Source organism: Dokdonia sp. Asnod2-E02 (assembly GCF_045063915.1).
GTDB lineage: Bacteria > Bacteroidota > Bacteroidia > Flavobacteriales > Flavobacteriaceae > Dokdonia.
This window is the reverse complement of sequence record NZ_JBEFNX010000005.1, coordinates 173,269-195,215: the sequence shown is the minus strand read 5'-3', so window position 1 is coordinate 195,215 and position 21,947 is coordinate 173,269. Positions and strand designations below refer to the sequence as shown.

21 protein-coding genes are annotated in these 21,947 nt (G+C 36.2%); 6 read left to right on the top strand and 15 right to left on the bottom strand.

What is annotated here, in order from left to right:
* Positions 1-2 precede the first annotated feature (2 nt).
* Complete coding sequence (locus tag ACJJVM_RS00880; RefSeq protein ID WP_405210457.1) at positions 3-1,142, top strand: GTP cyclohydrolase; 1,140 nt, start codon at positions 3-5, stop codon at positions 1,140-1,142.
* A 23-nt stretch (positions 1,143-1,165) separates the two neighbouring features.
* On the top strand, positions 1,166-1,612 hold the full coding sequence (locus tag ACJJVM_RS00875) for a hypothetical protein (RefSeq protein ID WP_405210456.1): 447 nt from the start codon (positions 1,166-1,168) through the stop codon (positions 1,610-1,612).
* Between the two features lie 8 nt (positions 1,613-1,620).
* Here the strand turns inward: ACJJVM_RS00875 and ACJJVM_RS00870 are convergent, their stop codons facing one another.
* From ACJJVM_RS00870 to ACJJVM_RS00855, 4 genes are all read right to left on the bottom strand, one after another.
* Complete coding sequence (locus ACJJVM_RS00870) at positions 1,621-2,487, bottom strand: N-acetylglucosamine kinase (RefSeq protein ID WP_405210455.1); 867 nt, start codon at positions 2,485-2,487, stop codon at positions 1,621-1,623.
* A 112-nt stretch (positions 2,488-2,599) separates the two neighbouring features.
* Positions 2,600-3,601: a type I glyceraldehyde-3-phosphate dehydrogenase gene (gap, locus tag ACJJVM_RS00865; RefSeq protein ID WP_035337213.1), complete on the bottom strand. Its 1,002-nt coding sequence runs from the start codon at positions 3,599-3,601 to the stop codon at positions 2,600-2,602.
* 15 nt (positions 3,602-3,616) lie between these two features.
* Positions 3,617-4,603, bottom strand: a complete 987-nt coding sequence (gene pfkA, locus ACJJVM_RS00860) for a 6-phosphofructokinase (protein ID WP_298350918.1) — start codon at positions 4,601-4,603, stop codon at positions 3,617-3,619.
* Positions 4,604-4,805: 202 nt separating this feature from the next.
* The gene (locus ACJJVM_RS00855) at positions 4,806-9,200 is read right to left on the bottom strand and encodes a translocation/assembly module TamB domain-containing protein (RefSeq protein ID WP_405212156.1); all 4,395 of its coding nucleotides are present in this window, start codon (positions 9,198-9,200) and stop codon (positions 4,806-4,808) included.
* 87 nt (positions 9,201-9,287) lie between these two features.
* On the opposite strand from ACJJVM_RS00855, the gene tsaD reads away from it, so the two are divergent.
* The 4 genes from tsaD (at position 9,288) to ACJJVM_RS00835 (ending at position 13,079) form a co-directional block, all read left to right on the top strand.
* Positions 9,288-10,328, top strand: coding sequence for a tRNA (adenosine(37)-N6)-threonylcarbamoyltransferase complex transferase subunit TsaD (gene tsaD / locus ACJJVM_RS00850; protein ID WP_405210454.1), 1,041 nt, complete (start codon positions 9,288-9,290; stop codon positions 10,326-10,328).
* Positions 10,329-10,330: 2 nt separating this feature from the next.
* Positions 10,331-11,032, top strand: a complete 702-nt coding sequence (locus ACJJVM_RS00845) for a 16S rRNA (uracil(1498)-N(3))-methyltransferase (protein WP_405210453.1) — start codon at positions 10,331-10,333, stop codon at positions 11,030-11,032.
* A gap of 232 nt (positions 11,033-11,264) precedes the next feature.
* Complete coding sequence (locus ACJJVM_RS00840; RefSeq protein WP_405210452.1) at positions 11,265-12,200, top strand: hypothetical protein; 936 nt, start codon at positions 11,265-11,267, stop codon at positions 12,198-12,200.
* Between the two features lie 117 nt (positions 12,201-12,317).
* Positions 12,318-13,079: a CDP-alcohol phosphatidyltransferase family protein gene (locus ACJJVM_RS00835; protein WP_405210451.1), complete on the top strand. Its 762-nt coding sequence runs from the start codon at positions 12,318-12,320 to the stop codon at positions 13,077-13,079.
* Positions 13,080-13,152: 73 nt separating this feature from the next.
* On the opposite strand, the gene ACJJVM_RS00830 is transcribed toward ACJJVM_RS00835, so the two are convergent.
* The 11 genes from ACJJVM_RS00830 to pyrR form a co-directional block, all read right to left on the bottom strand.
* Positions 13,153-13,809, bottom strand: coding sequence for a porin family protein (locus ACJJVM_RS00830; RefSeq protein ID WP_298350931.1), 657 nt, complete (start codon positions 13,807-13,809; stop codon positions 13,153-13,155).
* Positions 13,810-13,967: 158 nt separating this feature from the next.
* Complete coding sequence (locus tag ACJJVM_RS00825; RefSeq protein ID WP_405210450.1) at positions 13,968-14,573, bottom strand: porin family protein; 606 nt, start codon at positions 14,571-14,573, stop codon at positions 13,968-13,970.
* A 46-nt stretch (positions 14,574-14,619) separates the two neighbouring features.
* Positions 14,620-15,519 carry an exopolyphosphatase gene (locus ACJJVM_RS00820; protein ID WP_405210449.1) on the bottom strand — a complete coding sequence of 300 codons (900 nt, stop codon included), beginning with the start codon at positions 15,517-15,519 and terminating at the stop codon, positions 14,620-14,622.
* A complete protein-coding gene (gene ppk1, locus ACJJVM_RS00815) occupies positions 15,519-17,585 on the bottom strand; it encodes a polyphosphate kinase 1 (RefSeq protein ID WP_405210448.1) in 2,067 nt (688 codons plus the stop codon). The genes ACJJVM_RS00820 and ppk1 overlap by 1 nt, the downstream gene beginning before the upstream one ends.
* 1 nt (position 17,586) lies before the next feature.
* Positions 17,587-18,069, bottom strand: coding sequence for a SixA phosphatase family protein (locus ACJJVM_RS00810; protein WP_405210447.1), 483 nt, complete (start codon positions 18,067-18,069; stop codon positions 17,587-17,589).
* A gap of 1 nt (position 18,070) precedes the next feature.
* Positions 18,071-18,715, bottom strand: coding sequence for a pyridoxamine 5'-phosphate oxidase (gene pdxH / locus ACJJVM_RS00805; RefSeq protein ID WP_405210446.1), 645 nt, complete (start codon positions 18,713-18,715; stop codon positions 18,071-18,073).
* 51 nt (positions 18,716-18,766) lie between these two features.
* Positions 18,767-19,183 (bottom strand): hypothetical protein, encoded by a 417-nt coding sequence (locus ACJJVM_RS00800; RefSeq protein ID WP_298350950.1) that lies wholly within the window; start codon positions 19,181-19,183, stop codon positions 18,767-18,769.
* Between the two features lie 9 nt (positions 19,184-19,192).
* Positions 19,193-20,110: a ribonuclease Z gene (locus ACJJVM_RS00795; RefSeq protein WP_405210445.1), complete on the bottom strand. Its 918-nt coding sequence runs from the start codon at positions 20,108-20,110 to the stop codon at positions 19,193-19,195.
* Positions 20,111-20,121: 11 nt separating this feature from the next.
* Entirely contained in the window at positions 20,122-20,457 is a 336-nt protein-coding gene (locus ACJJVM_RS00790; RefSeq protein WP_298350956.1) for a ribonuclease Z, read from the bottom strand.
* Entirely contained in the window at positions 20,457-21,386 is a 930-nt protein-coding gene (locus ACJJVM_RS00785) for an aspartate carbamoyltransferase catalytic subunit (RefSeq protein WP_021779259.1), read from the bottom strand. The genes ACJJVM_RS00790 and ACJJVM_RS00785 overlap by 1 nt, the downstream gene beginning before the upstream one ends.
* Before the next feature lie 9 nt (positions 21,387-21,395).
* Positions 21,396-21,935, bottom strand: a complete 540-nt coding sequence (gene pyrR, locus ACJJVM_RS00780) for a bifunctional pyr operon transcriptional regulator/uracil phosphoribosyltransferase PyrR (RefSeq protein ID WP_021779260.1) — start codon at positions 21,933-21,935, stop codon at positions 21,396-21,398.
* Positions 21,936-21,947: the final 12 nt, after the last annotated feature.

Sequence of the window (21,947 nt, the reverse complement as noted above, 5' to 3'; positions counted from 1 at the left end):
AGATGATTACGCTTAAGGAAATGATTACCCCAAAAGAACTTAAACAATTTGTTAAGTTCCCATTTTCCCTATATAAAAATGAGCCTAAGTGGGTACCTCCTATTGTAGCAGATGAGCTAGATAGTATGGACCCTGCAAAAAACCCTGTGTTTAAAAATGCAGAGGCACGTTATTTTCTCGCTTTCGCGAAAGCGGAAAACGGAAAACAAGAAGCCGTAGGAAGAATATGTGCTATCATAAATCATATAGAAATCAACGAGCAAAAGAAGTCAAAAATGCGTTTTGGCTGGTTTGATGTAATAGATGACATAGAGGTAACTAAAGCACTGTTATCCAAAGTCTCAGAGATAGGAAAAGAAAACAATCTTGAGTTTATAGAAGGGCCTGTAGGTTTTTCTAATATGGAGAAAGCAGGATTGCTTATAGAGGGATTTGAGTATCTCAACACAATGATTACTTGGTATAACTACCCGTATTACAAGGATCACTTTGAGCAACTAGGTTTTGAAAAAGCTGCCGAATGGGTTGAATATAAAATTCAAATAGATCCACCAGAAAAGCAGAACCCAAAAGTGAAGAAGTTTGCAGATATTATTGCAAAGCGCTATGAGCTTAGCCCGCTAGAGTTTAAAACCTCTGCAGATGTAAAGCCGTATGTAGATGAGATGTTTGGGTTACTTAATAAAACCTATGATACTCTTAGCACCTTTGTACCTATACAGCAGTATCAAATAGATCACTATAAGGAGAAATATATAAAATATATTCACCCAGATTTTATAAAGTGTGTACAAGATAAGGAGGGTAAACTAGTAGCTTTTGCTATTACAATGCCATCTTTTAATGAAGCGCTCAAAAAAGCAAATGGATCGCTCTTTCCTTTTGGGTTTTATCACTTGCTTAAAGCAAAAAAGAAAAATGATACTGCCGCCTTCTACCTTATAGGTATTGATCCAGAATATCAAAACAAAGGGGTTACAGCTGTTATTTTTCAAAAAATGCAGGAACTATTTAACTCTAGAGGAATTACTCAAGTTGAAACAAACCCAGAACTAGAAGAAAATAAAGCCATACAACAGCTCTGGAAAAATTACGAACACAAGCTTCACAAACGTAGAAGAACCTACCGTAAGGATTTATAGCACTTAATAAGGCTAACACAATTATGATAGATTCACTAAGCCTCATAGGTCTTGCAGTAGATGCGGCTCTTGTCGTACTTATTTTAATCGTACAGCTCATAATATACCCTAGCTTCTTATATTATAATCGTGATAACCTTGTAAACTGGCATAACAAGTATACAGGTAAGATTGCTGTAATAGTAGGGCCGCTTATGGTCATACAACTTTTACTAGCAGTTTATACTGTATTTACTGGTGGCTTATATATGATAGGGACTATTTATCTAGTCTTTGTATTATCTACCTGGGTTACCACTGCACTTATATTTGTGCCATTACATAAAAAAGTGACCCAAAATACTCACACAGATGGAGATCTTAGGTCACTTGTTTCAAAAAACTGGATACGTGTTGTTTTATGGGTTATAATTCTCGGTATAACGGTATTAAAACTTAATATACTCCAGCTGTTTTCTTTTTATAATTAATAGTGTTGCTACTTGGCAAGTATGTGTTCTTTATGATGCGCAACGAGGCCGTCTATAGGTCGTTTAAGAATCTTACCAGCAGTAAGTTCAAAATTACCTAATACTTCCTTAAGTTCGGCTTGTAAATAAAAACCTATAGATCCTACAAAGTGTATAGGTATGTCTTTTGCATCTGGAAATTGAAGAACAATCTGATGTTCTACAAATACAGAAAGCCCTTCCTTTATAACGCTCTGGCAATACTCCTCATCTTTATTTTCAATAATGAAACGTGCAAAGGTTGCTAGATATGTATTAGGGTTAGGATTTTTATAAAGGTGATTCTTTATGTTTTCTGAACTTAAGTCATATTCTGACTCAAATTTTTGGGCTAGTGCAGCCGGTATTTTCCCGAACTTATAATCACGTATGAGTTGACGTCCAAAGTAATTACCACTAGCATCATCCATTACTACATAACCTAGAGAAACTACTTTCTGAATGATGTCTGTACCATCAAAGTAACTACAGTTTGACCCTGTACCTAATATAGACACAATACTTCTCTCTCCCTCTGTGGCTGTAGCATATAATGCTGCATACGTATCTTCTTTAAGAACAATATCAGTAGCCTGAGTAAATATCTCATCAAAAACACTTCTCATTAAAACACGAGGGCGCTCTGTACCACAACCAGCACCATAGAAGTAAAGTGCTTTTACATCTTTTCTATGTTTATAAAGCTCAAAGTTGTTTACAATACGTTCTCTTAAAATTTCTCGAGATAAAACTTGAGGATTTAATCCTAAAGTTTGTGTTTGAAAAAGACTTTTACCATCATCAGTTAGCGCAATCCAGTCTGTTTTTGTCGAACCGCTATCTACTACTAAAATCATATAATACGTGTATGAAGAAAAATAATATAAAAACGCTTTTACAGCAATATACACCTACCTCCTATTTAAGAGCAGCTAAGCATATATTACTACAAAAGCGCGTTAATGCATCTTAAAGTGTATTTACTTTTTCTGCAAGATCAACTAGTTTATTAGAATATCCAAACTCGTTATCATACCAAGACACAAGCTTAAAGAAAGTTGGGTTTAACTCTATTGCACTATCTGCATCAAATACAGAAGTACGTGTCTCGCTTACAAAATCTTGAGATACTACAGCATCTTCAGTATAACCTACCACACCTTTCATAGAACCTTCGGCAGCATCTTTAAATGCTTTTTTGATAGCTTCTACAGAAGTTGCTTTTGAAGTCTTCACAGTTAAGTCTACCACAGAAACATCTGCCGTAGGTACACGGAAAGCCATCCCTGTAAGTTTTCCATCTACTGCAGGTAATACTTTCCCTACTGCTTTTGCAGCTCCTGTAGATGTAGGTATAATGTTATTTAAAGCACTACGGCCTAAACGGTAGTTCTTACGGCTAGGTGCGTCTACTACAAACTGTGTAGAAGTACCTGCGTGTATTGTAGTCATAAGCGCCTCTTCAAGTCCAAAGTTATCTTCTATAACTTTTGCCATAGGTGCTAGACAGTTTGTAGTACAAGAAGCGTTAGACACCACGGTGTGCTCTGCAGTAAGATCTGCATCGTTTACTCCCATTACAAACATAGGTGCATCCTTAGAAGGCGCAGATATTACGACTTTCTTTGCTCCACCTTCTATATGGTAATTTGCAGTTTCTAGAGTTGTAAAGATACCAGTACACTCTGCCACAACGTCTGCTCCAGCTTCATCCCACTTAAGATTTTTAGGATCACGCTCTGCAGTAACACGTATAGTTTTACCGTCTACAACAAGGTGCCCATCTTTTACCTCTACAGTTCCATCAAAACGTCCGTGTACAGAGTCATATTTAAGAAGGTACGCTAGGTGATCTACATCCAGTAAATCGTTTATTGCTACTACATCTACATTATCACGCTTTACTGTCGCTCTAAATACGATACGTCCAATACGTCCAAAACCGTTTATTCCTAATTTTAAATTTGCCATTGTTCTTCTCTATTATTATGTGGTCATTATCTCAGACACACGGATTAATTCTTTATTTATTTTACTCTCACCTTTAATTGCTTGTTCTAGCGGTGTGAGTGTCATTTTATCGTGTATGGTACCTACCATAAAATTGCTCTTACCTTCTATAAGACTTTCTACAGCTTTTACTCCCATACGGCTAGCTAGCACACGGTCATAACAAGTAGGAGATCCTCCTCGTTGCATATGTCCTAGTACAGAAACACGTACGTCATACCCCTCTAGATTTTCATCTACATAATCTTTAAGTTCAAAAACAGACTTGCCTATTTTATCACCTTCGGCTACGACAACGATACTTGATGATTTTCCAGATATTTTAGAACGCTGTAGTGACTCTACTAGTCGTTCTATACCCATATCTTCTTCTGGTATTAAAATCTCTTCGGCACCAGCACCTACTCCAGCATTAAGAGCAATGTGACCTACATCGCGACCCATTACTTCTACAAAAAAGAGTCTGTCGTGTGAGTGTGCAGTATCACGTATTTTATCTATTGCATCTACAGCAGTATTAAGTGCTGTATCATATCCTAGTGTGCGATCTGTGCCACTTATGTCATTATCTATAGTACCTGGTATACCTATCACTGGGAAGTCAAACTCTGCATTAAAATGAAGTGCTCCCGTAAACGTACCGTCACCACCTATAACTACAAGCGCATCTACACCTGCCTTTACCATCTGGTTATGTGCAATCTGTCTACCATCTGTAGTTCTAAAACGCTGGCACCTGGCAGATTTTAAAAAGGTTCCTCCTTTATTAATTATACCACGTACACTTCTTGCGTCTAGCGGAATAAAATCACCCTCAATCATACCGTCATACCCTCTGTGTATCCCTACACATTCTAGCTCGTGATAGGCACAAGCACGTACAACAGATCTTACTGCAGCATTCATTCCTGGGGCGTCTCCTCCAGAGGTCATAACTGCTATTTTGGTGATTTTTTTACTCATATAAGCACAATTTTAGATTAAATTTAGCAAACTTAATGTAGAAAAATCAATGAATTGGGGTGTAATTTATTGGATTGTCAATTTCAAACGTTTTCGGTTGAAAAGTTTTTTGGAATTCTTAATAATGAAACATCAAAAAGAAGCTTAAACTGATAAAATGAGGAAGAATTACGCTTTCGCGAAAGCGTAAAAAAGACTTTTCCTATTTATTAAATTGAACGCCGTCTGGTCCAATCTTTTTTGGCACATCTCTTTCGCCTTGAGCTTGAAGAACAGCTTCTTCTACTTTACCCTTAAAAACTTTGCGCAAGAGTTCTTTAAAAGTATTAAAATCTACAGCATAAGAGAGCCCTACTCCTTGCGTATATCCTTCTGTCTCACCTATAAACTGGATATCTGTCTGGCGATTAAAAACTTTTGCTCGCAGTGTACCGTCTTCATTGAGTAAGAAATCTATTTCTACATCACCCACAATCACGCTCTCACTAATACCTCCTGTAGGCACTCCTACCTTACCATTTATGAGAACTCGGTTTGTAATTTGAGTAGACAGGGTCACTCCCACTCTACCTGCAGACTGGATGTTTGCAGTGGGATCGCGCTCTGCTTGCACAAGATCCACACCCACGTCAAAAATACTATCGTCGTCATTAAAAAGAATACCAGATAGTATAGAAGACGTAGTCTCGAGAAGATTATTTACAGCCGCAGTAGCGGTATTTACACTAGCCGAACTTAGGAACGCTCCCTGTGAAACAAGAGATATAGCGTTAAGCTCTTTTGCATTACGGTCTTGTAATAAAAATTCTAACTCTGACACCACTGTACTACCAGCTCCAGGAAACTCAATGTCAAAAGTAATATCTGGTTTTAACAGCTCGCCAGCTAGATTAATAATTACGTTTACTGGTATTTTTCTATTTACGGTAGAAGTTTCTAGTAATGTACTTGGGTTAGCCTGCGTTCTATAAATCGCACTTACGTCTAGTATGGCTTTTGCTGGATCACCATCCCAGCGTATGTTTGCGTCTTGTTGTAATATAAAATCTTTAGTCACAAAGCCTCCATAACGGAAATTAAATACCCCTTCGGTGGCAATAAAATCCCCGTTCATTATAAACTTACCATTAGTATCAAGTTGTATAAGTAAGGTACCCACTCCTCTACCTCTCAAAGTACTTCCATTAGTTTTATCTACAACCACCTCTACCTCTGCATCTGGATCTATATCTAGGTCAAAATTTACAGAAAGACCTTTTACAGCTTCTGTGATAATTTTCTCACCATTAATACGAGCTTCTTTCTCCTCTGGGCTCAAAAATTTGATATAAGAATTGTCTCCTAGAGTTTCTGAGTCGTCGATAGGGATTTTAAAAACGGTACCCTTTGCTGTTTCTCCAAAAACGTCTATAACCAGATTATCTGTAGGGCCTTTTATAAATGCCTCTCCTTCTAGAAAAGCTGTACCGTAATAGAGTGACTCTAGATCTTCTTCTGTATCTAGTACAGCTATTCTGGCAGCACTTATACCTAAGTCGAGTTTCCAGTCACTAAAAGACTTGTGACTTATCTTACCATTAAGAACACCTAGTGTTTTATACTTTGTATCTTCTAGCTGCACTGCTTGAAACTCAAACTCTTGTTTTCTTAGTACTACATTTGAGATACCTTTAAAATCATAATCCACATTAAGATAAGGAATCTGTAGCCCAGCATCTTTTAGTGTTAAATCACCATTTATCTCAGGATTGCGATAGTCACCTTCTACTTTTGCTCTACCACTCACTAAACCACGTATTCTATCTATCACGCCCTGTCCCATAGGGTTAAACGGACTTAGATCAAGATCTTGAAGACCCACAGCCATATCTATGATAGGTGTAGTACCTGCGGCATCTATAGTACCACTAGCAGTAAAAGATTTAAGTCCCTCACGTGCAAGACGGGAATCTATTTCATATTTTGATAAAGTTGCATTACCTCTTACATTTATATCTAACTGACCAAGATTAGTCTCATTTACAGAGAAGTCCGAAATTGCTAGAGAAGTTACAGGTAAGTAAGCTCCATTTTTCTGAAGTACATCTAGCTGTCCATTAATACGGCCTCCTAGATTAAGACTGTCCAGCTCTGGAGTAACCTTAGCTAAATCTACATTTTTAAAATTTGCTTTTATGTTCTTATAGGTGCTATCACGTATTTGTCCTTTAAGATCTATAAGCTCATCTTTATGACTTAACACCAGCGTTTTAATATCTATATCTTTAAAGTTATTATCAAAGACAACACTGTTATTTTGATCATTTTTCTCATTAATAAACCAAGGATTGTCTTTAAAAACGATTTCAGATTTCTTAAAACCCAATACAGAGTTCCCTTCTTCATTTATTGTATGGTATAATGATAGGTCAAAAGAGTCATCATTGCGCTTGCCACCTGTAAACTCTGAGCGCATAAAGAGTGTATCTTTCAGCGTCACATTAATGAGATTAAAGTCTGATACCGCATAAAAACCTGCGTTTATACTATCTGCAGCGACGTATGTATTAAATAGTGGGTTCTTATTATCTACACGTACTTCTATGGCTTCTGCCATATACCCAAAGGCATCTATCTGTGGTGACTTAAAGGTGAGTTTAAACTCAGAGTCGTCTGCCACCACACTACCTCTTATAATAGTCTCTGGCTCTAGTTTTAAATCCGGCACAAAGACTTCTACAATCTTATTATAGATCGTAAACTCAAAATCCATAAACTGATTTTCTGTAAGAATCTCAGGTTGGTAATTTGTATACAAACTGCCTATGGCATTTTTAAAAAGAGGAACCACTTCACTAAACTTGTATATACCACTTACCTCTCCACTTATGATATCTGTAGAGTTTATAGCAATGGTGCGTACTTGCTTTTTATCAAACTTTGAAGTAATCTCAAAATCTTTAAAGCTGTAGGTGTTATTTTTATTTTGATAACTAGCATCCTCAAAAGAGATACGGCCATACATATTCTCTATACCTGTACCCTTCATATCTACAACAGCATTACCTTTAAGAATAGAGATGCTATCGTTAATAAAATTGAGGGTTACCAGATCTGCATAATCTATTTGTGCCTCTAGGTCATAACTATTTACATCTTTTGAGATATCTACCAGACCATTAAACTTACCCCGAGCATTAGGATCATCTATGAGAACTTCTCCGTCAAAAACTGGAGCTTTAAGATTTCCAAAAATTGTAATATCCTTATACGTATAGTCGTTATAATTTAGGCTTGCGATTGTCCCAGAAAGCTTTGTGTTTACCGTTTCTTGTATAAATCCCTTACCATCTACATCTAGGTTAAATGTAGCATTACCTAGCCTTTCATCATTAAATAACTTACCTAGGTTAAAATTATCAACTATCACGGTACCTTCATAACCAGCATTATCTGCATCTTGTAAGCCAGTCATTGCAAGGTCAAGGTTTACTGTACCTAGATCTGTGGTTATAATACCTTCTGTCACAACAGCCTCACTTGTAAGTGCATTGTTTCCTGTAAAACGTATTGTTCCAAGTTGTGTTATTTCTGTAGGTAAACTAGCAAGTGGCTTGGGCAGTAACTTTTTAAGGTCAAAATAACTTGTTTGTACGGTTTGATAATTACCAGAAATTCTAAAACCATTACTGTCAAGTAAATTTTCAAAAAAAACATTTCCGCGTATCAGGGATTTCCCTAAACCTCGGACCTCAAGATTAGGAACCCTAAAATCATTGAGATGTCCCGTGAGGTTACCTTTTATATCTAATATAATATCTGGTGCAATATCATTATAAAAAGGGCGTATATCGTTTGTTGATATTTCCGCTTTCGCGAAAGCGGCCTCCACCTCTACCAGTGTGTTAAAATCATCTAGTGCACCATCTGAGGTGTCTAAGGTAATGTCGCCCTCAAGTAAAGAATCATCTGTAGTTAATGAAAATTCTTTAAGAGAAATTAAATCTGGATCGTAGTGAAATAGGCCATCTAGTGTCCTAATTTGATATCCTTTTATGGCATCAAAAGAGAGTGCTCTTATATGAGCATCTACCGTCTCATTGTTAAGTACAAAGTCTTGCCAGTCTGTAGAGAGGTTTTGATAATCTAGCACAAAAGGGTCATCAAGCTCCTCGTTTATATACATAAACCTACCATCTGTAATATCTACGTCGTCTGATGAGAGAAGGAAATTTGTACTGCCTTTAGGGTTTTGAGAAGCAAACTTGCGTGAAAACAATGATAAGTTATCAGAGGTATCGCCCTTATATTTAGTAAGATAAAATCGCACACCATCTAAGCTTATATCTCCCAGTTCAAGATCACTATCTAATACTTTTTGTAAGCTAAAAACACTTGTGGCTAGCTCACGTACGTAAATCATCGTGTCATTTTTGTGATCTTTTATAAGTGTACCTTTTACGAGTACATCACCATTCCATTTAAGACCTACGCGCTCTAGATGAATCTCTGTACCATACTTATCATTAATACGATCTGTTGCGTTTTTTGCAATACGAGTTTGTACCGCGGGAATAGAAAAAAGCAGCACAATGAGCCCAAATAGTAAGAACAACACCAAAAGAGTGCGAAGTGCTATTTTTTTAAATTTCTTGATAGGGCTTATTGTTTTAACTTTGTACACTTATTGCAACTTACGTGCCTTATGAATACAGATTCTCAAAAAACTTACATTCTCGCTATTGAATCCTCTTGTGATGATACTGCTGCTGCCGTATTACAAAACGATAAGGTACTCTCAAATGTTGTTGCAAACCAAGCGATTCATCAAGAATATGGAGGTGTAGTTCCAGAGCTTGCCTCGCGAGCACATCAACAAAATATAGTACCAGTTGTCACCGCTGCATTACGTAAAGCAAATATCGACAAAAAACAACTAAGCGCCATTGCTTTTACAAGTGGACCTGGCTTACTTGGCTCCCTTCTGGTAGGCACCTCATTTGCAAAGTCTTTTGCGATGGGACTAGATATACCCCTGCTAGATATTAACCATATGAAAGCACACATACTCGCTCACTTCATAGATGAAGAAGGGTATGATAAACCTAGTTTTCCCTTTATAGGAGTGACTATTTCTGGTGGACATACACAAATAGTACGTGTAGATGATTACTTTAAGATGGAGGTTATAGGTGAGACCATAGATGACGCCGTGGGTGAAGCTTTTGATAAAAGTGCAAAAATTATGGATTTGCCCTATCCTGGAGGACCGCTCATAGATAAGTATGCACAACTAGGTAATCCAAAAGCTTTTCCTTTTACAAAACCAAAAGTGGGAGGTCTTAACTTTAGCTTTAGTGGTCTTAAAACACAAATAATGTACTTTGTACAAAGACAACAGGAGGCAAACCCTGACTTTTTAAAAGAAAATAGAAACGATGTGTGTGCCTCAATACAATATACAATTGTAAATATCTTAATGGATAAAATTAAGAAAGCGGTAAAAGAAACCGGAATTACTCAAATTGCTATAGGTGGTGGCGTTTCTGCAAACAGTGGTATAAGAACAGCTCTCAAAAATGCCGAAACTACTCACGGCTGGAAAACTTTTTTACCAAAATTTCAGTACACCACAGATAACGCGGCTATGATAGGGATTGTAGGATATCTTAAGTACAAAGACCTTGTAGAAAAAGATTCTTTTCAAAACTTAGAAGTAAGTGCTCAATCTAGATTGAAAATATAAGTATGCAACTATTTTACAGCAAGAGTCTTGATATAGAAAGCACCTCATACACTTTACCTAAGGATGAGAGTAAGCACGTTATACGTGTACTACGCAAGCAACCAGGTGATAGCATTTATCTTACTAATGGAAAGGGATACTTATTTACCGCACAGATATATGATGCAAATCCAAATAAATGTAAATTATCCATCACAAGTTACACGTACCAAAATCCCAGAGATTATAATTTACACCTTGCCGTAGCTCCCACAAAACTCAATGATAGGTTTGAGTGGTTTTTAGAAAAAGCAACAGAGATAGGCGTTACAGAAATCACGCCACTACTTTGCGATCATAGTGAACGCAAAGTTATAAAGGAAGAGCGCTTTCTTAAAATCCTGCAAAGTGCAATGAAGCAGTCACTGCACTATCACTTACCTATATTACATCCTCTTACCTCTTTTAAAGATTTTGTAGCAAGTACTCAAAGTAATACGCTTATAGCTCATTGTGAAGATGATAAAAAGAGCCTACTCAAAAACGAACTATCACCCGCAACAGACTACACAATTTTAATAGGTCCAGAGGGAGACTTCTCTATAACTGAAATACAACTAGCGCTAGAAAAAGGTATCACTCCAGTATCACTAGGTAATAGTAGACTACGCACTGAGACTGCAGCTATTGTAGCCTCTCACAGTGTAGCATTTATAAATGAGTGAGGGTTATAATATTGATTACTTAATACCCGTCGTATATCTGGTAAATACGACCATTACAATTCATTTTCTTACAATTTTGTAGATCCAATTATAAATTGTTTATTTGCTCACCTTGTTTTACCTTACGGTAAGGGGCCCAACTACTTAATTATTAAAAAGATAGATAAAATTGCGCAATTTTGTCAAGTTGGTCACACCCTTTATCCCGGCGTTAATAAGCGTTTGTGGAGGTATGCTCTCTATTATAGGGCTCATACTTTATTTCCCTCTTGAAAACGTCGCACAACTCTCATCTGCATTACAAATTATTGCCATTATAAGTATAGTACTTGTAGTCGTTATTATAGGTTTTATTTTAAGTAAAACAGCACAGTTACAGTTTACAGGAGACTCTACTAATGCAGAGATTGAGAAGCTCACGCAACAAATGCATTACTTTAGAGATATTGCAGATATACTCGTACGTTCTAAGGTTTGGGCTCCTGGCTTAAAAGAATATATAGATGACGAGTTTACAAATCTCAACTACTTTTTAGTAAAAGAGTTTTACAAAGGAAGATCAAAACTTGCACTAGAATATATTGAAGAAAAAGACAGATATGGTGAGACCGAAATACTATATCTCGAGACTAAAGCATTACTTCTTAATGACCCTAGTAAAGGGAGAGTAGATAATTATATGAATCCTAAAGAGTACGATCGCCGTATGCTCAAAAAATGGCGAGATCACAAAGTAGGAACTGGATGGAGCCATTACTTTGGTTTTAAATATAATCAGTTTAAAGAAGAGCTTGATGTGTCACGTATATATGAACGACACCAAGAAAAAATAATGAAGTATGCCGTGCAGATTGACCCCCTGCGTTATCAAAATGTAGGATTTAGTGAAGAACTTATATCAAAGCTAGGTATCCAGCTCTCAGATGAAGTAATACCGCAGTTACTCGGGTTGACCGTACAATCTGTAAAACGAGTTCCAAAAATCATAACACTAGCATTCACATTATTTGTATTTCTTGTTATTTTTGGAGTATTTCAACCCATAGCTATCATCCTCTTTAATCTTGACGTAATCTTCAGCTTTATATCTATAAGTGTGGTACTTAGTGTGCTTATGTTTATGATGCTATCTATGTACCCATATATAACTAACCAAATAAATAAATAAGTCATTAATTACGCTTTCGCGAAAGCGTAAAAAACATCCTTAATACTTATATTTAATCAAGAATTGCTGTTTTAAATTGCCCTTCTAGGTTTTTAAAAATGCTACAACCTAGAATATATGTCAAAATTACCTAAAGCTCACCGCTTTACAGATCTATCAGACTATGGCAGAAAACCTGCTCAGTATCTTGTAAACATTCTTAAAGACACGACTACTACACCTGTACAAGTTACCTTACTATTTTTTGTATCTGGAATTGTAGCCCTTTATTGTATTTATACTGGACACTATGTGCTAGCGGCAATTTTCTTAGTGTTGAAATCTATACTAGATGCCGCAGATGGAGAACTGGCAAGGGTTAAAAAAACACCTTCATACACTGGGCGCTATCTAGATTCTATACTTGACATAGTGCTCAATGCTCTATTTTTATTTATAATAGGATACGTGACTGGATCTTCTGTTATGTACATTGTTCTAGCATTTATTGCCTTACAAGTACAAGGCACTTTGTATAACTACTATTATGTAATTTTACGCAATAAACTAGATGGAGACACCACTAGTCGTATTATCGAGACCGGCTCTCCCACCGCATTACCAGGAGAAGAGCAAACTACGGTAAATATCCTTTTTTACACCTATAAATTACTGTATGGGCTTTTTGACAAGCTTATATACACGCTAGATCCTAAAGCCTCTGATGGTAAAATAATTCCAAACTGGTTAATGACACTTGTATCAACCTTTGGTTTAGGATTTCAACTTCTCATTATGGCTGTACTTCTGGTAATCCAGCTGCCTGAGGTTATTATTCCATTTTTTATAGGTTACACAATACTGGTACCCATTTGTATCTTGTTACGTATGAAGTTTTAATCAATCTGACTATAGCGCATAAAAAAGCCCAGACTAGCAACTAGTCTGAGCTTTTTTGTTAATCATTATCATCTTATAATCTGTACCCTACACTTAAAGTAAAGTATTGATTTTTTCCTGTATTATTTACAAGGAAGTTATCGCTGTTTACTAAGCTATTGCTATTTGCAGACTCACCGTCCTTAGGTGTGAAAGGAACAACAATTTTAGAGTCGTCTTCAAATACTTCTAAAAACCCTCTTGTAAAGCGTGCTTCTATAAAAACACTCTCGTTAAAGTGATATCCTATACCTCCAAAAACAGAGAAGTCTATAGACTTATAATTTTCAGACTGTAATGGGTCAGATATTTTTATTCCTGCTTGTGGTCCAGCAATTACAAAAAGCTGATTGAAATTTATTCTTAAACCTAATGGTAATTGTAAGTTATCAAAACGTGTTCCTTCGTATTTATTACCTTGAGAAGAAAACGCAAATTCTGGTTGAAAACTTATTTTATCATTAATCGGGAATTCGGCAAGAAATGCTACTGCAAATCCATAACGTCCTTCTTCAGCTCCAGTAGGCGCTTGTCTAGCGGTCTCGCCTGCTTGATTAAAGAGGCTAAACTCATAACCGGTTATTTGACTATAGCTTAATCCAGCTTTAAAGCCAAGTCTTGCTCCTTGAGCAAACAATTGTGTACTGCATAAAAATGCAAAGAATAATAAAGAAAGTACTAGTTTTTTCATATCAATAATATAATAGTCGTTAATAACATTTTAAGTCGCTGGGAAACTACTAGAATGTAAAGATAAATGCTATATATTAGATAATATGGCTTTTAAACTACAAAGCTATTTACACACTATAAAAAACAACATACAATCGATAAGGTGCACTTTAAGACTTAAAGTCTATAACCAACACCTAATTGTATTACTGCATTTTTACCTTCAAGGTTTGAGAAAGTTGTTCCTCCTCCATTACTAAAGGTTGTACTGTTGTTATCTTGAAAAATATCTGTTAATCCTAGCGTATATCTAGCTTCAATAAATATATTAGATTTAAAAATATACCCTATACCTCCAAATGCCGAAGCTTCAAAGTTTGCAAATTCACCAGATCTATCTGGATTCCAAACCCTCACACCTATTTGTGGCCCTAGATTTACATATAAATCGCTTATTTCTAATTTGAGACCAAGTGGAAGATTTAAATAATCAAGTCTAAAGCTCTCTAAATTTTTACCTTGTTGTGAGAAGATAAATTCTGGAACAAAACTTAACTTTTCAGTAAGTGGAATATCAACTAAAAAACCTACAAAATAACCTGTACGTTTTCCATCAAGTTGATCTTTTATCGTATTTGCCGCAGAAGAACCATCATTACTAAACTCAAAACTATTAACATCTGAGAAGTTAATTCCGGCTTTAAATCCAGATGTAACTTGAGCATTTACAGCGGTAAACACAAATAAACTAAAGACAATTGTACTGAGTAATAATTTTTTCATTTATCGAATTTTCAGAGGGTTAGGACACAAATATACATCATTTTATTTATGTTAACATTTGTTTTGAAAGATATAAACTTTTGATAATACCATCTGCAAGACCAATTTTTGGGACTATAATTTGTTTTGCTTTTGATGACTTCATTGCTTGTAGGTATATTCTTAAAGCGGGTATTATAACGTCTGCACGGTCTGGATTGAGCTGTAATTCTATCACGCGTTGCTCGTAACTCATATCACTTAAATCTTTGTATAGTTGTGATAAGAATAAATATGATAACGTTTTACCTGGTTTTTTTGTACTTAGTTTAAACACTTTATTAATGTTACCTCCAGAGCCTATAAGGTCTATGTGATTAAAATCTTTACAATGCTGATGTATCCAGTTTTTAAATACCTCCCAATCTTCTGAAGAAACCAGATCATTAAGAAGTCTTACTGTTCCTATTTTAAACGACCTTGAGGCTACAACATTACCCATATGGTAAATAGTTATCTCTGTGCTTCCACCTCCTACATCTACGTAGATGTATGTTCTATCCTCTTTTATAAAGCTTTGAAGATCTGTCGCGGCGATAATTTGGGCCTCTTCTTCTCCGTCTATAATTTCAATATTAATATTTGAGGTTTCTTTTATTTTTTTCGCGAAAGCGTGACCATTTTTTGCATCTCTCATCGCACTGGTAGCACAGGCACGGTATTCTTTTACCTGGTGTGCATTCATAAGTAGTCTAAAGGCTTTCATCGCATCTTCCATACGTGCCTGATTTTTTAAAGAGATTTCTCCATTAATAAAGACATCTTCTCCTAGGCGTATGGGCACTCGCACTAAGGCATTTTTTCTAAATAATGTGGGCCCGTTTTCTTGCTCAATTATATTTGCAACAAGTAATCTAATTGCATTAGAACCTATATCTATTGCAGCGTATTTTAATATGTTAAGCACTATAAGTCTGTGAGTTTGTTTACGTAATAATCATAAGTAGCAAATTGTGATCTCACGAATGGTAATTCGTCTTTTTTATACTTATTATCCATTTGTTTGTTAAGAATTCGCGCCTTTACATTATCACTCCACGATATCTCGTGTGTATCTATAATTTCTTGCTTTACATCTTCATCATAAATAGGGACAGAAACCTCTACCCTATTATCTAGATTACGACTCATCCAGTCTGATGATGATAAGAATATCTTTTCTTCTCCTGCAGTACCAAAAATGTATACTCTGGGGTGCTCTAAGAACTTATCTATAATACTTATAACCTCAATGTTTTCGCTCATACCAGGAACATCTGGAATGAGACAACAAATACCACGAACAATCATTTTTATTTTTACCCCAGCCTGACTCGCTTCATATAGCTTATCTATAATATCATAGTTTGAGATACTGTTGAGCTTAAGTCTTATAAGGCCTTCTCCCCCATTTTGAACCACCTCTATTTGCTCTTGAATGAGCTTATACATTCTTGTACGTGAGTAGTGTGGAGACACTACTAAATGTTTGTACTTATTTACTATATAATTTGTGTCAAAAAAGTTAAAGAGTTTTGAGAGGTCTTTAAGTATTTCTTTATTTGCTGTAAATAGTGTGTAATCTGTATATATACGTGCTGTAGCGTGGTTAAAATTACCCGTACTTATAAAACCATAACGTACAATTTTACCTTCTTCTTCACGCTCAATCACACAGACTTTACTGTGTACTTTAAGACCAGGTACGCCAAATATGAGTCGTACGCCTTCATTTTGCATTTTTTTTGCGTAGCGCATATTTGACTCTTCGTCAAATCTTGCTCTAAGCTCAATCTGTACGGTTACTTCTTTACCGTTTTGAGCCGCGTTTATTAATGCGCTAGCTATACTTGAAAGCTTTGCAAGCCTATAAATAGTGATTTTTATAGATCTCACTTTTGGATCTAAAGCAGCTTCTCTAAGAAACTTGATGGTATATGAGAAACTTTGATAGGGAGTATATTGTAAGAAATCTTTTTTTGCAACTATAGAAAATAGATTGTCTTCGAGACTTATACCTGGTATGGGTAATGGCTTTACACTAGGGTAATAAAGTTCTTGCCTACCAAATGTAGGGAAGTTCATATAATCCTTACGGTTATGATAACGCCCGCCAGGTATAATACTATCCTTACGTTTAATACCCAATTTATTAAGTAAAAATTGTAGGGTCTCATCCTCTATTGTTTTATCAAAAACAAAACGCACAGGCTCACCATCTTCTCTGCCTTTTACACTACGAGTAAGTTTCTCTAAAAAACTCTTACCAAGATCTGACTCAATATCTAACTCTGCATCACGAGTAATTTTAATCATATGTGCAGAGATACTGTCGTACTCAAAAATGCTAAAAATGGTATCTAGATTATAACGAATCAAATCATCTAGAATCATTATATAATCTTTACCATCTACCTGTGGGAGTACCACAAAGCGGTCTAATGAACTAGGAATCTCCAGAAGTGCATATAGCGGTTTTTGCTCCTCTGTAAGATTCATCTTTACCATAAGGTAGGCATCAAGGTCTTGTATACGTGGCAATTCTAAATCCTCACGTAATATAATAGTCTCTACCGCGAGGGCTACTTTATCTGTAAAAAAGTCTTTTATAAATGCCTTATGCTCAGGAAGTGTTACCTCCTCCTCAGTAAGCATATAAATATTTTGTTCTTCTAGCTTTTTGTAAATATCTTCTAGAATCTGGAGACTTTCTGTCTGTTGCTCAATAACAATCTCGGTTATTTTACCGAGCAACTCCTCGGCAGAGTATACTCCTAGTGCTTTTCTACCCGTTTTACCCGCATCTACAATTCTACGTACGGTAGCATATCGTACTTTAAAAAACTCATCTAAGTTATTTGAAAAAATCCCCAAAAACCTAAAGCGTTCTATAAGCGGCACACTCTCATCTGCTGCTTCTTGCAACACACGTGCGTTAAACTGTAACCAGCTTAGTTCTCTATTTATATACCTGTTTTCTTTAGTTTGCGTCATTTTAAAGTTCTTTTGGAGCCTTATGATAAATTGTCTTTCCGGGTATTAAATCTTGCCAATTATGAATCTCAAATGTGATAGCCGTAAAGGCTGCAGTAGCTACATTATCTACTCGTAAATCACCGTAGGAATTTACAAAATTTGTCATTGCATTATTATGACCAAAAACCATAAGTGTATCTACCTCATCACCTACACTCTTTATCACCTCAACCAGATCACGTCCTTCAAAATCGTACATTTTATGATTAAGTATAATCTCTGTATCTGGAATAGCAAATGCCTTTGCAAAAAATACTGCAGTAGTCTTTGCTCTTAAGGCGTCACTGCTCATTAAAAGATCTGGCTTAGGCATTGTAGCCGCAATATGTCCAGCCATTTTTGGTCCATCTTCAAGGCCTCGCTCATTGAGCGGTCGCTCGTGGTCTATTACATCAAATTTCCAACTTGACTTTGCGTGTCGTACTAGGTATAATGTTTTCATATCAAGGTGCTAGTCGCTCTATTATCCAGTTATCACCTTCTTTACGATAGCGCACACGGTCGTGTAATCTACTTGGTCTACCTTGCCAGAACTCAACTGTAACAGGTTTTATGATGTATCCACCCCAGTGTGAGGGACGCTGTATATCTTGATTTTTATATTTCGCTTTAAGCGAAATCATCTTTTCCTCAAGAACAGTTCTATCTTTTATAACAGTGCTTTGGTCTGAAACTAAAGCTCCTAGCTGACTGTCTTTAGGTCTATTATTAAAATATGCATCCGAACGAGCGTCTGAAACTTTTTCTATATCACCTTTTATAATGACTTGTCTCTCTAAATTAGGCCAAAAGAAAGAAACACCCACTTTAGGATGTTGTGCGATACTAACTCCTTTCTCACTCGTGTAGTTTGTGTAGAATACAAATCCCTGCTGGTCATATTCTTTAAGAAGTACAATTCTTGATTTTGGAAAACCGTCATCACCTAGCGTGGCAATAGTCATAGCGTTGGGCTCTGCAACACCTCCAGCTTCTTCTACCTCTTTAAACCAAGTTTTAAATTGATCTATAGGATGTTGTGCGACGTTTTCTATAAGTAACTCGCCTTTTTCGTATGATTTTCTGTAGTCGTGTAAGTCCCTGTTCATTGTAGTAAATGTACAAAGACCGCTATAAAATTAAAAGTGGAAGCGGTAGTATTATTTCCTCATAAACCCTTTCTTTATCAAGAGTTTTCTCACCTTATCATTGTGTTTTCTAATACGGGTAAATTCTTCATAGTCCATATCATCATCATCAAAATCTTCTGCACCAAACTGCCCCTCAAAGTTTTCAAGCATTTCTACCTGATCTCTATCTATATTATACCTGCGGTGCTCAGTGTATCCATCTGCATTTAAAAAGTACTCACAGATATATTGATCTTCAAAAATGAAAACCTTAAACGCAATACTTATGCTATCTTTTACAGAGGTAGACCCGTAGGTTTTATTAACTTTTTTAAGACGTATATCTGGATTAACAAGAAACAGGTTACGTGGGATTAAACCATCAAAATGTACTTGTAATCTTGCTAAAATAGGTTTTGCTATTTTCTTTACTTCTTCTTCCATCATAATCTTTTTTTAAAAGGTAAAATTCTTACCATCGTCACCTAGGTGTACATTTTCAAAGTAGGGTGTGGCTTCTTTTATAAATTCTTGTAAATCACCATATCGTACAGAGTAGTGACCTAATATTAAATTTTTTACTCCAGCCATAGCTGCTATTTGAGCTGCTTGTGCTGCTGTACTGTGCCCAGTAGGTTTACACAAGTGTGCGTGACTTTCTAGAAATGTAGCCTCGTGATACAATGCTGTTGCCCCTTGTATTTGTGATACAATTTCTTCATAATAAGCAGTATCACTACAATAAGCATAACTTTTAGGTTGCGGCGGATCAAAGGTGAGTTGTTCATTTTTTACAACTGTCCCGTTATCTAATGTGATATCTCCTCCCTGCTTTATTTTATTATAATATGCACGATCTATATCTAGTTTTAAACAAGCAGTTATATCTAGCTTGCGCTCACCTAGTTTTTCTTCAAAGTAAAAACCATTTGTATAGATGCGATGCTTGAGTGGTATAGTGGTTACCGTAATCTCTTCATTTTCTAAAATCACTTCTGGCTCCTTACTTGTTATTTCACGAAAGTGTAAGGGGTAGCTTGTAAATCCTTTTGTAAGTTTTAATTGCAGTAAGATAAGCTCTTTTATACCCTTAGGGCCATAAATGGTAAGTGGTGCAGTACGTTTAAGTAAACTAAAAGTTGTTATCACGCCCATAAGACCAAAAAAATGATCACCGTGCAGGTGTGATATAAAAATGTGCTTAATACGGGCAAACTTAATCTTATTGCGTCGTAAAGCTACTTGAGTACCTTCACCACAGTCTATGAGAAATAGGTTATTGCGTATTTCTAAAACTTGAGAAGTAGGGTTTTTATAACTACCGGGCGCAGCTGCATAACAACCTAATATGGTAAGATGTAGATTGCTAGACATTATATTACTTTTTAAAAACCGAGATCACGCTCTATCTCTTCCATCGCGATAATATCTCCAGCCTCTTCTAGCGTAGGGACTACCACCATCTCGTCTGGTACAAGGTCATAATCTATACCTGTATTTACAATCACATAAGAGAGCTTACCACCACGCTGGTAGTTAGACAGTTTTATAAACTGCACTAGCTGGTCTAGAGTGAGGTTCTCATACTTTAATAAATCTATAACAAGATTTTTTTTATCGTAATGTAATGGTACTATTTTCTCAAGATACATCGCAAAGTCTAACACGTCATCACGCTCGTCTCCTAGTATAGTGTATGTATCTTTTTCTATAATTTTCATTATTGCTTAATTTTTGACGCAAGTAAATAGATGACAGCCATCCTCACGGCTACCCCATTTTGTACTTGATCTAGAATAATAGCCTGATCTGAGTCTGCAACATCACTGGTAATCTCTACACCTCGATTTATAGGACCTGGGTGCATTATTACAATTTCTTTATTGAGTGAGTTAAGCAGTTGTTTATTAACTCCATACTGCTGCGTGTACTCTCTAGTACTAGGGAAGTAACTTATGTCCATACGCTCGTTTTGTACTCTAAGCATATTTGCCACATCACACCACTCTAGTGCTTTTCTTAAATCTAGTTCTACCTCAACGCCTAGTGACTCAATGTACTTAGGCATTAATGTTTTGGGTCCACAAACTTTTACATTTGCTCCTTGTAGCTTGAGGGCATAAATATTTGAGAGTGCTACTCTGCTGTGCAAAATATCGCCCACTATAACCACATTTTTTCCAGCAACGTCACCTAGTTTCTCACGTATAGAGTAACTATCTAGTAGCGCTTGCGTAGGGTGCTCGTGTGCTCCATCTCCAGCGTTTACAATACTCGCCTTTATATGTTTTGATAAAAAGATACCTGCTCCAGGATTAGGGTGACGCATTACCACCATATCTACCTTCATAGATAAGATGTTATTTACGGTATCTATAAGTGTTTCTCCCTTCTTAACAGAAGAGGCTGCAGCAGAGAAGTTAATTACGTCTGCACTTAGTCTCTTTTCGGCTAGCTCAAAGGAGAGCTTTGTACGGGTGCTGTTTTCAAAAAATAGATTTGCGATGGTAATATCACGCAAAGAAGGAACTTTTTTAATAGGTCTATTAATCACTTCCTTAAAATGATCTGCCGTTTTAAAAATAAGTTCAATATCTGCAGCAGTGATATATTTAATACCCAGCAAATGGTTGACACTAAGCTCACTCATACTCAAAAATTAGCTTTTTACAAGATATACGGTGTCTTCGCCTTCATTTTCTTTCCAGCACACCTTTACTTTTTCTTCATTTATGGCATCTACCTGTCTCCCTTTGTAATCTGGTTGTATAGGTAGGTGTCGAGAGAACCTTCTATCTATAAGACATAGTAGCTCTACCTCTTCTGGACGTCCAAAGCTTTGTACTGCAGTAAGAGCAGCATTAATGCTTCTACCTGTATAAAGAACGTCGTCTATAAAGACTACCTTTTTCTTTTCTACTACAAAATCAATCTTGGTCTTGTTTGCTTCTAGCGTCTTCTCTGTTCTTCTAAAATCATCTCTATAAAAAGTGATATCAAGATAGCCTAGCCTTATTTCTTCTATGGCATATTCTTCTATTAATAACTTTTTAATACGTTCGGCTAGGTAGACTCCTCTGGGCTGTATACCTATTAAAACGGTTTCTTTAAAATCTAGATGATTCTCAATGAGTTGACAAGCCAGACGATTGAGAATGATGTTGATCTCTGTCGCGTTAAGAAGTACTTTTTGGCTCATAGATATTTCCGA

Excerpts from the sequence above, each read along its gene's own strand:
- ACJJVM_RS00795 (WP_405210445.1), bottom strand. The coding sequence starts at position 20,110 with ATGTCTAGCAATCTACATCTTACCATATTAGGTTGTTATGCAGCTGCG.
- pyrR (WP_021779260.1), bottom strand. The coding sequence starts at position 21,935 with ATGAGCCAAAAAGTACTTCTTAACGCGACAGAGATCAACATCATTCTC.
- ACJJVM_RS00810 (WP_405210447.1), bottom strand. The coding sequence starts at position 18,069 with ATGAAAACATTATACCTAGTACGACACGCAAAGTCAAGTTGGAAATTT.
- ACJJVM_RS00835 (WP_405210451.1), top strand. The coding sequence starts at position 12,318 with ATGTCAAAATTACCTAAAGCTCACCGCTTTACAGATCTATCAGACTAT.
- ACJJVM_RS00875 (WP_405210456.1), top strand. The coding sequence starts at position 1,166 with ATGATAGATTCACTAAGCCTCATAGGTCTTGCAGTAGATGCGGCTCTT.
- ACJJVM_RS00790 (WP_298350956.1), bottom strand. The coding sequence starts at position 20,457 with ATGAAAATTATAGAAAAAGATACATACACTATACTAGGAGACGAGCGT.
- ppk1 (WP_405210448.1), bottom strand. The coding sequence starts at position 17,585 with ATGACGCAAACTAAAGAAAACAGGTATATAAATAGAGAACTAAGCTGG.
- ACJJVM_RS00870 (WP_405210455.1), bottom strand. The coding sequence starts at position 2,487 with ATGATTTTAGTAGTAGATAGCGGTTCGACAAAAACAGACTGGATTGCG.
- ACJJVM_RS00830 (WP_298350931.1), bottom strand. The coding sequence starts at position 13,809 with ATGAAAAAACTAGTACTTTCTTTATTATTCTTTGCATTTTTATGCAGT.
- pfkA (WP_298350918.1), bottom strand. The coding sequence starts at position 4,603 with ATGAGTAAAAAAATCACCAAAATAGCAGTTATGACCTCTGGAGGAGAC.
- ACJJVM_RS00785 (WP_021779259.1), bottom strand. The coding sequence starts at position 21,386 with ATGAGTGAGCTTAGTGTCAACCATTTGCTGGGTATTAAATATATCACT.
- pdxH (WP_405210446.1), bottom strand. The coding sequence starts at position 18,715 with ATGAACAGGGACTTACACGACTACAGAAAATCATACGAAAAAGGCGAG.
- ACJJVM_RS00845 (WP_405210453.1), top strand. The coding sequence starts at position 10,331 with ATGCAACTATTTTACAGCAAGAGTCTTGATATAGAAAGCACCTCATAC.
- gap (WP_035337213.1), bottom strand. The coding sequence starts at position 3,601 with ATGGCAAATTTAAAATTAGGAATAAACGGTTTTGGACGTATTGGACGT.
- ACJJVM_RS00825 (WP_405210450.1), bottom strand. The coding sequence starts at position 14,573 with ATGAAAAAATTATTACTCAGTACAATTGTCTTTAGTTTATTTGTGTTT.
- tsaD (WP_405210454.1), top strand. The coding sequence starts at position 9,288 with ATGAATACAGATTCTCAAAAAACTTACATTCTCGCTATTGAATCCTCT.
- ACJJVM_RS00840 (WP_405210452.1), top strand. The coding sequence starts at position 11,265 with ATGCTCTCTATTATAGGGCTCATACTTTATTTCCCTCTTGAAAACGTC.
- ACJJVM_RS00800 (WP_298350950.1), bottom strand. The coding sequence starts at position 19,183 with ATGATGGAAGAAGAAGTAAAGAAAATAGCAAAACCTATTTTAGCAAGA.
- ACJJVM_RS00880 (WP_405210457.1), top strand. The coding sequence starts at position 3 with ATGATTACGCTTAAGGAAATGATTACCCCAAAAGAACTTAAACAATTT.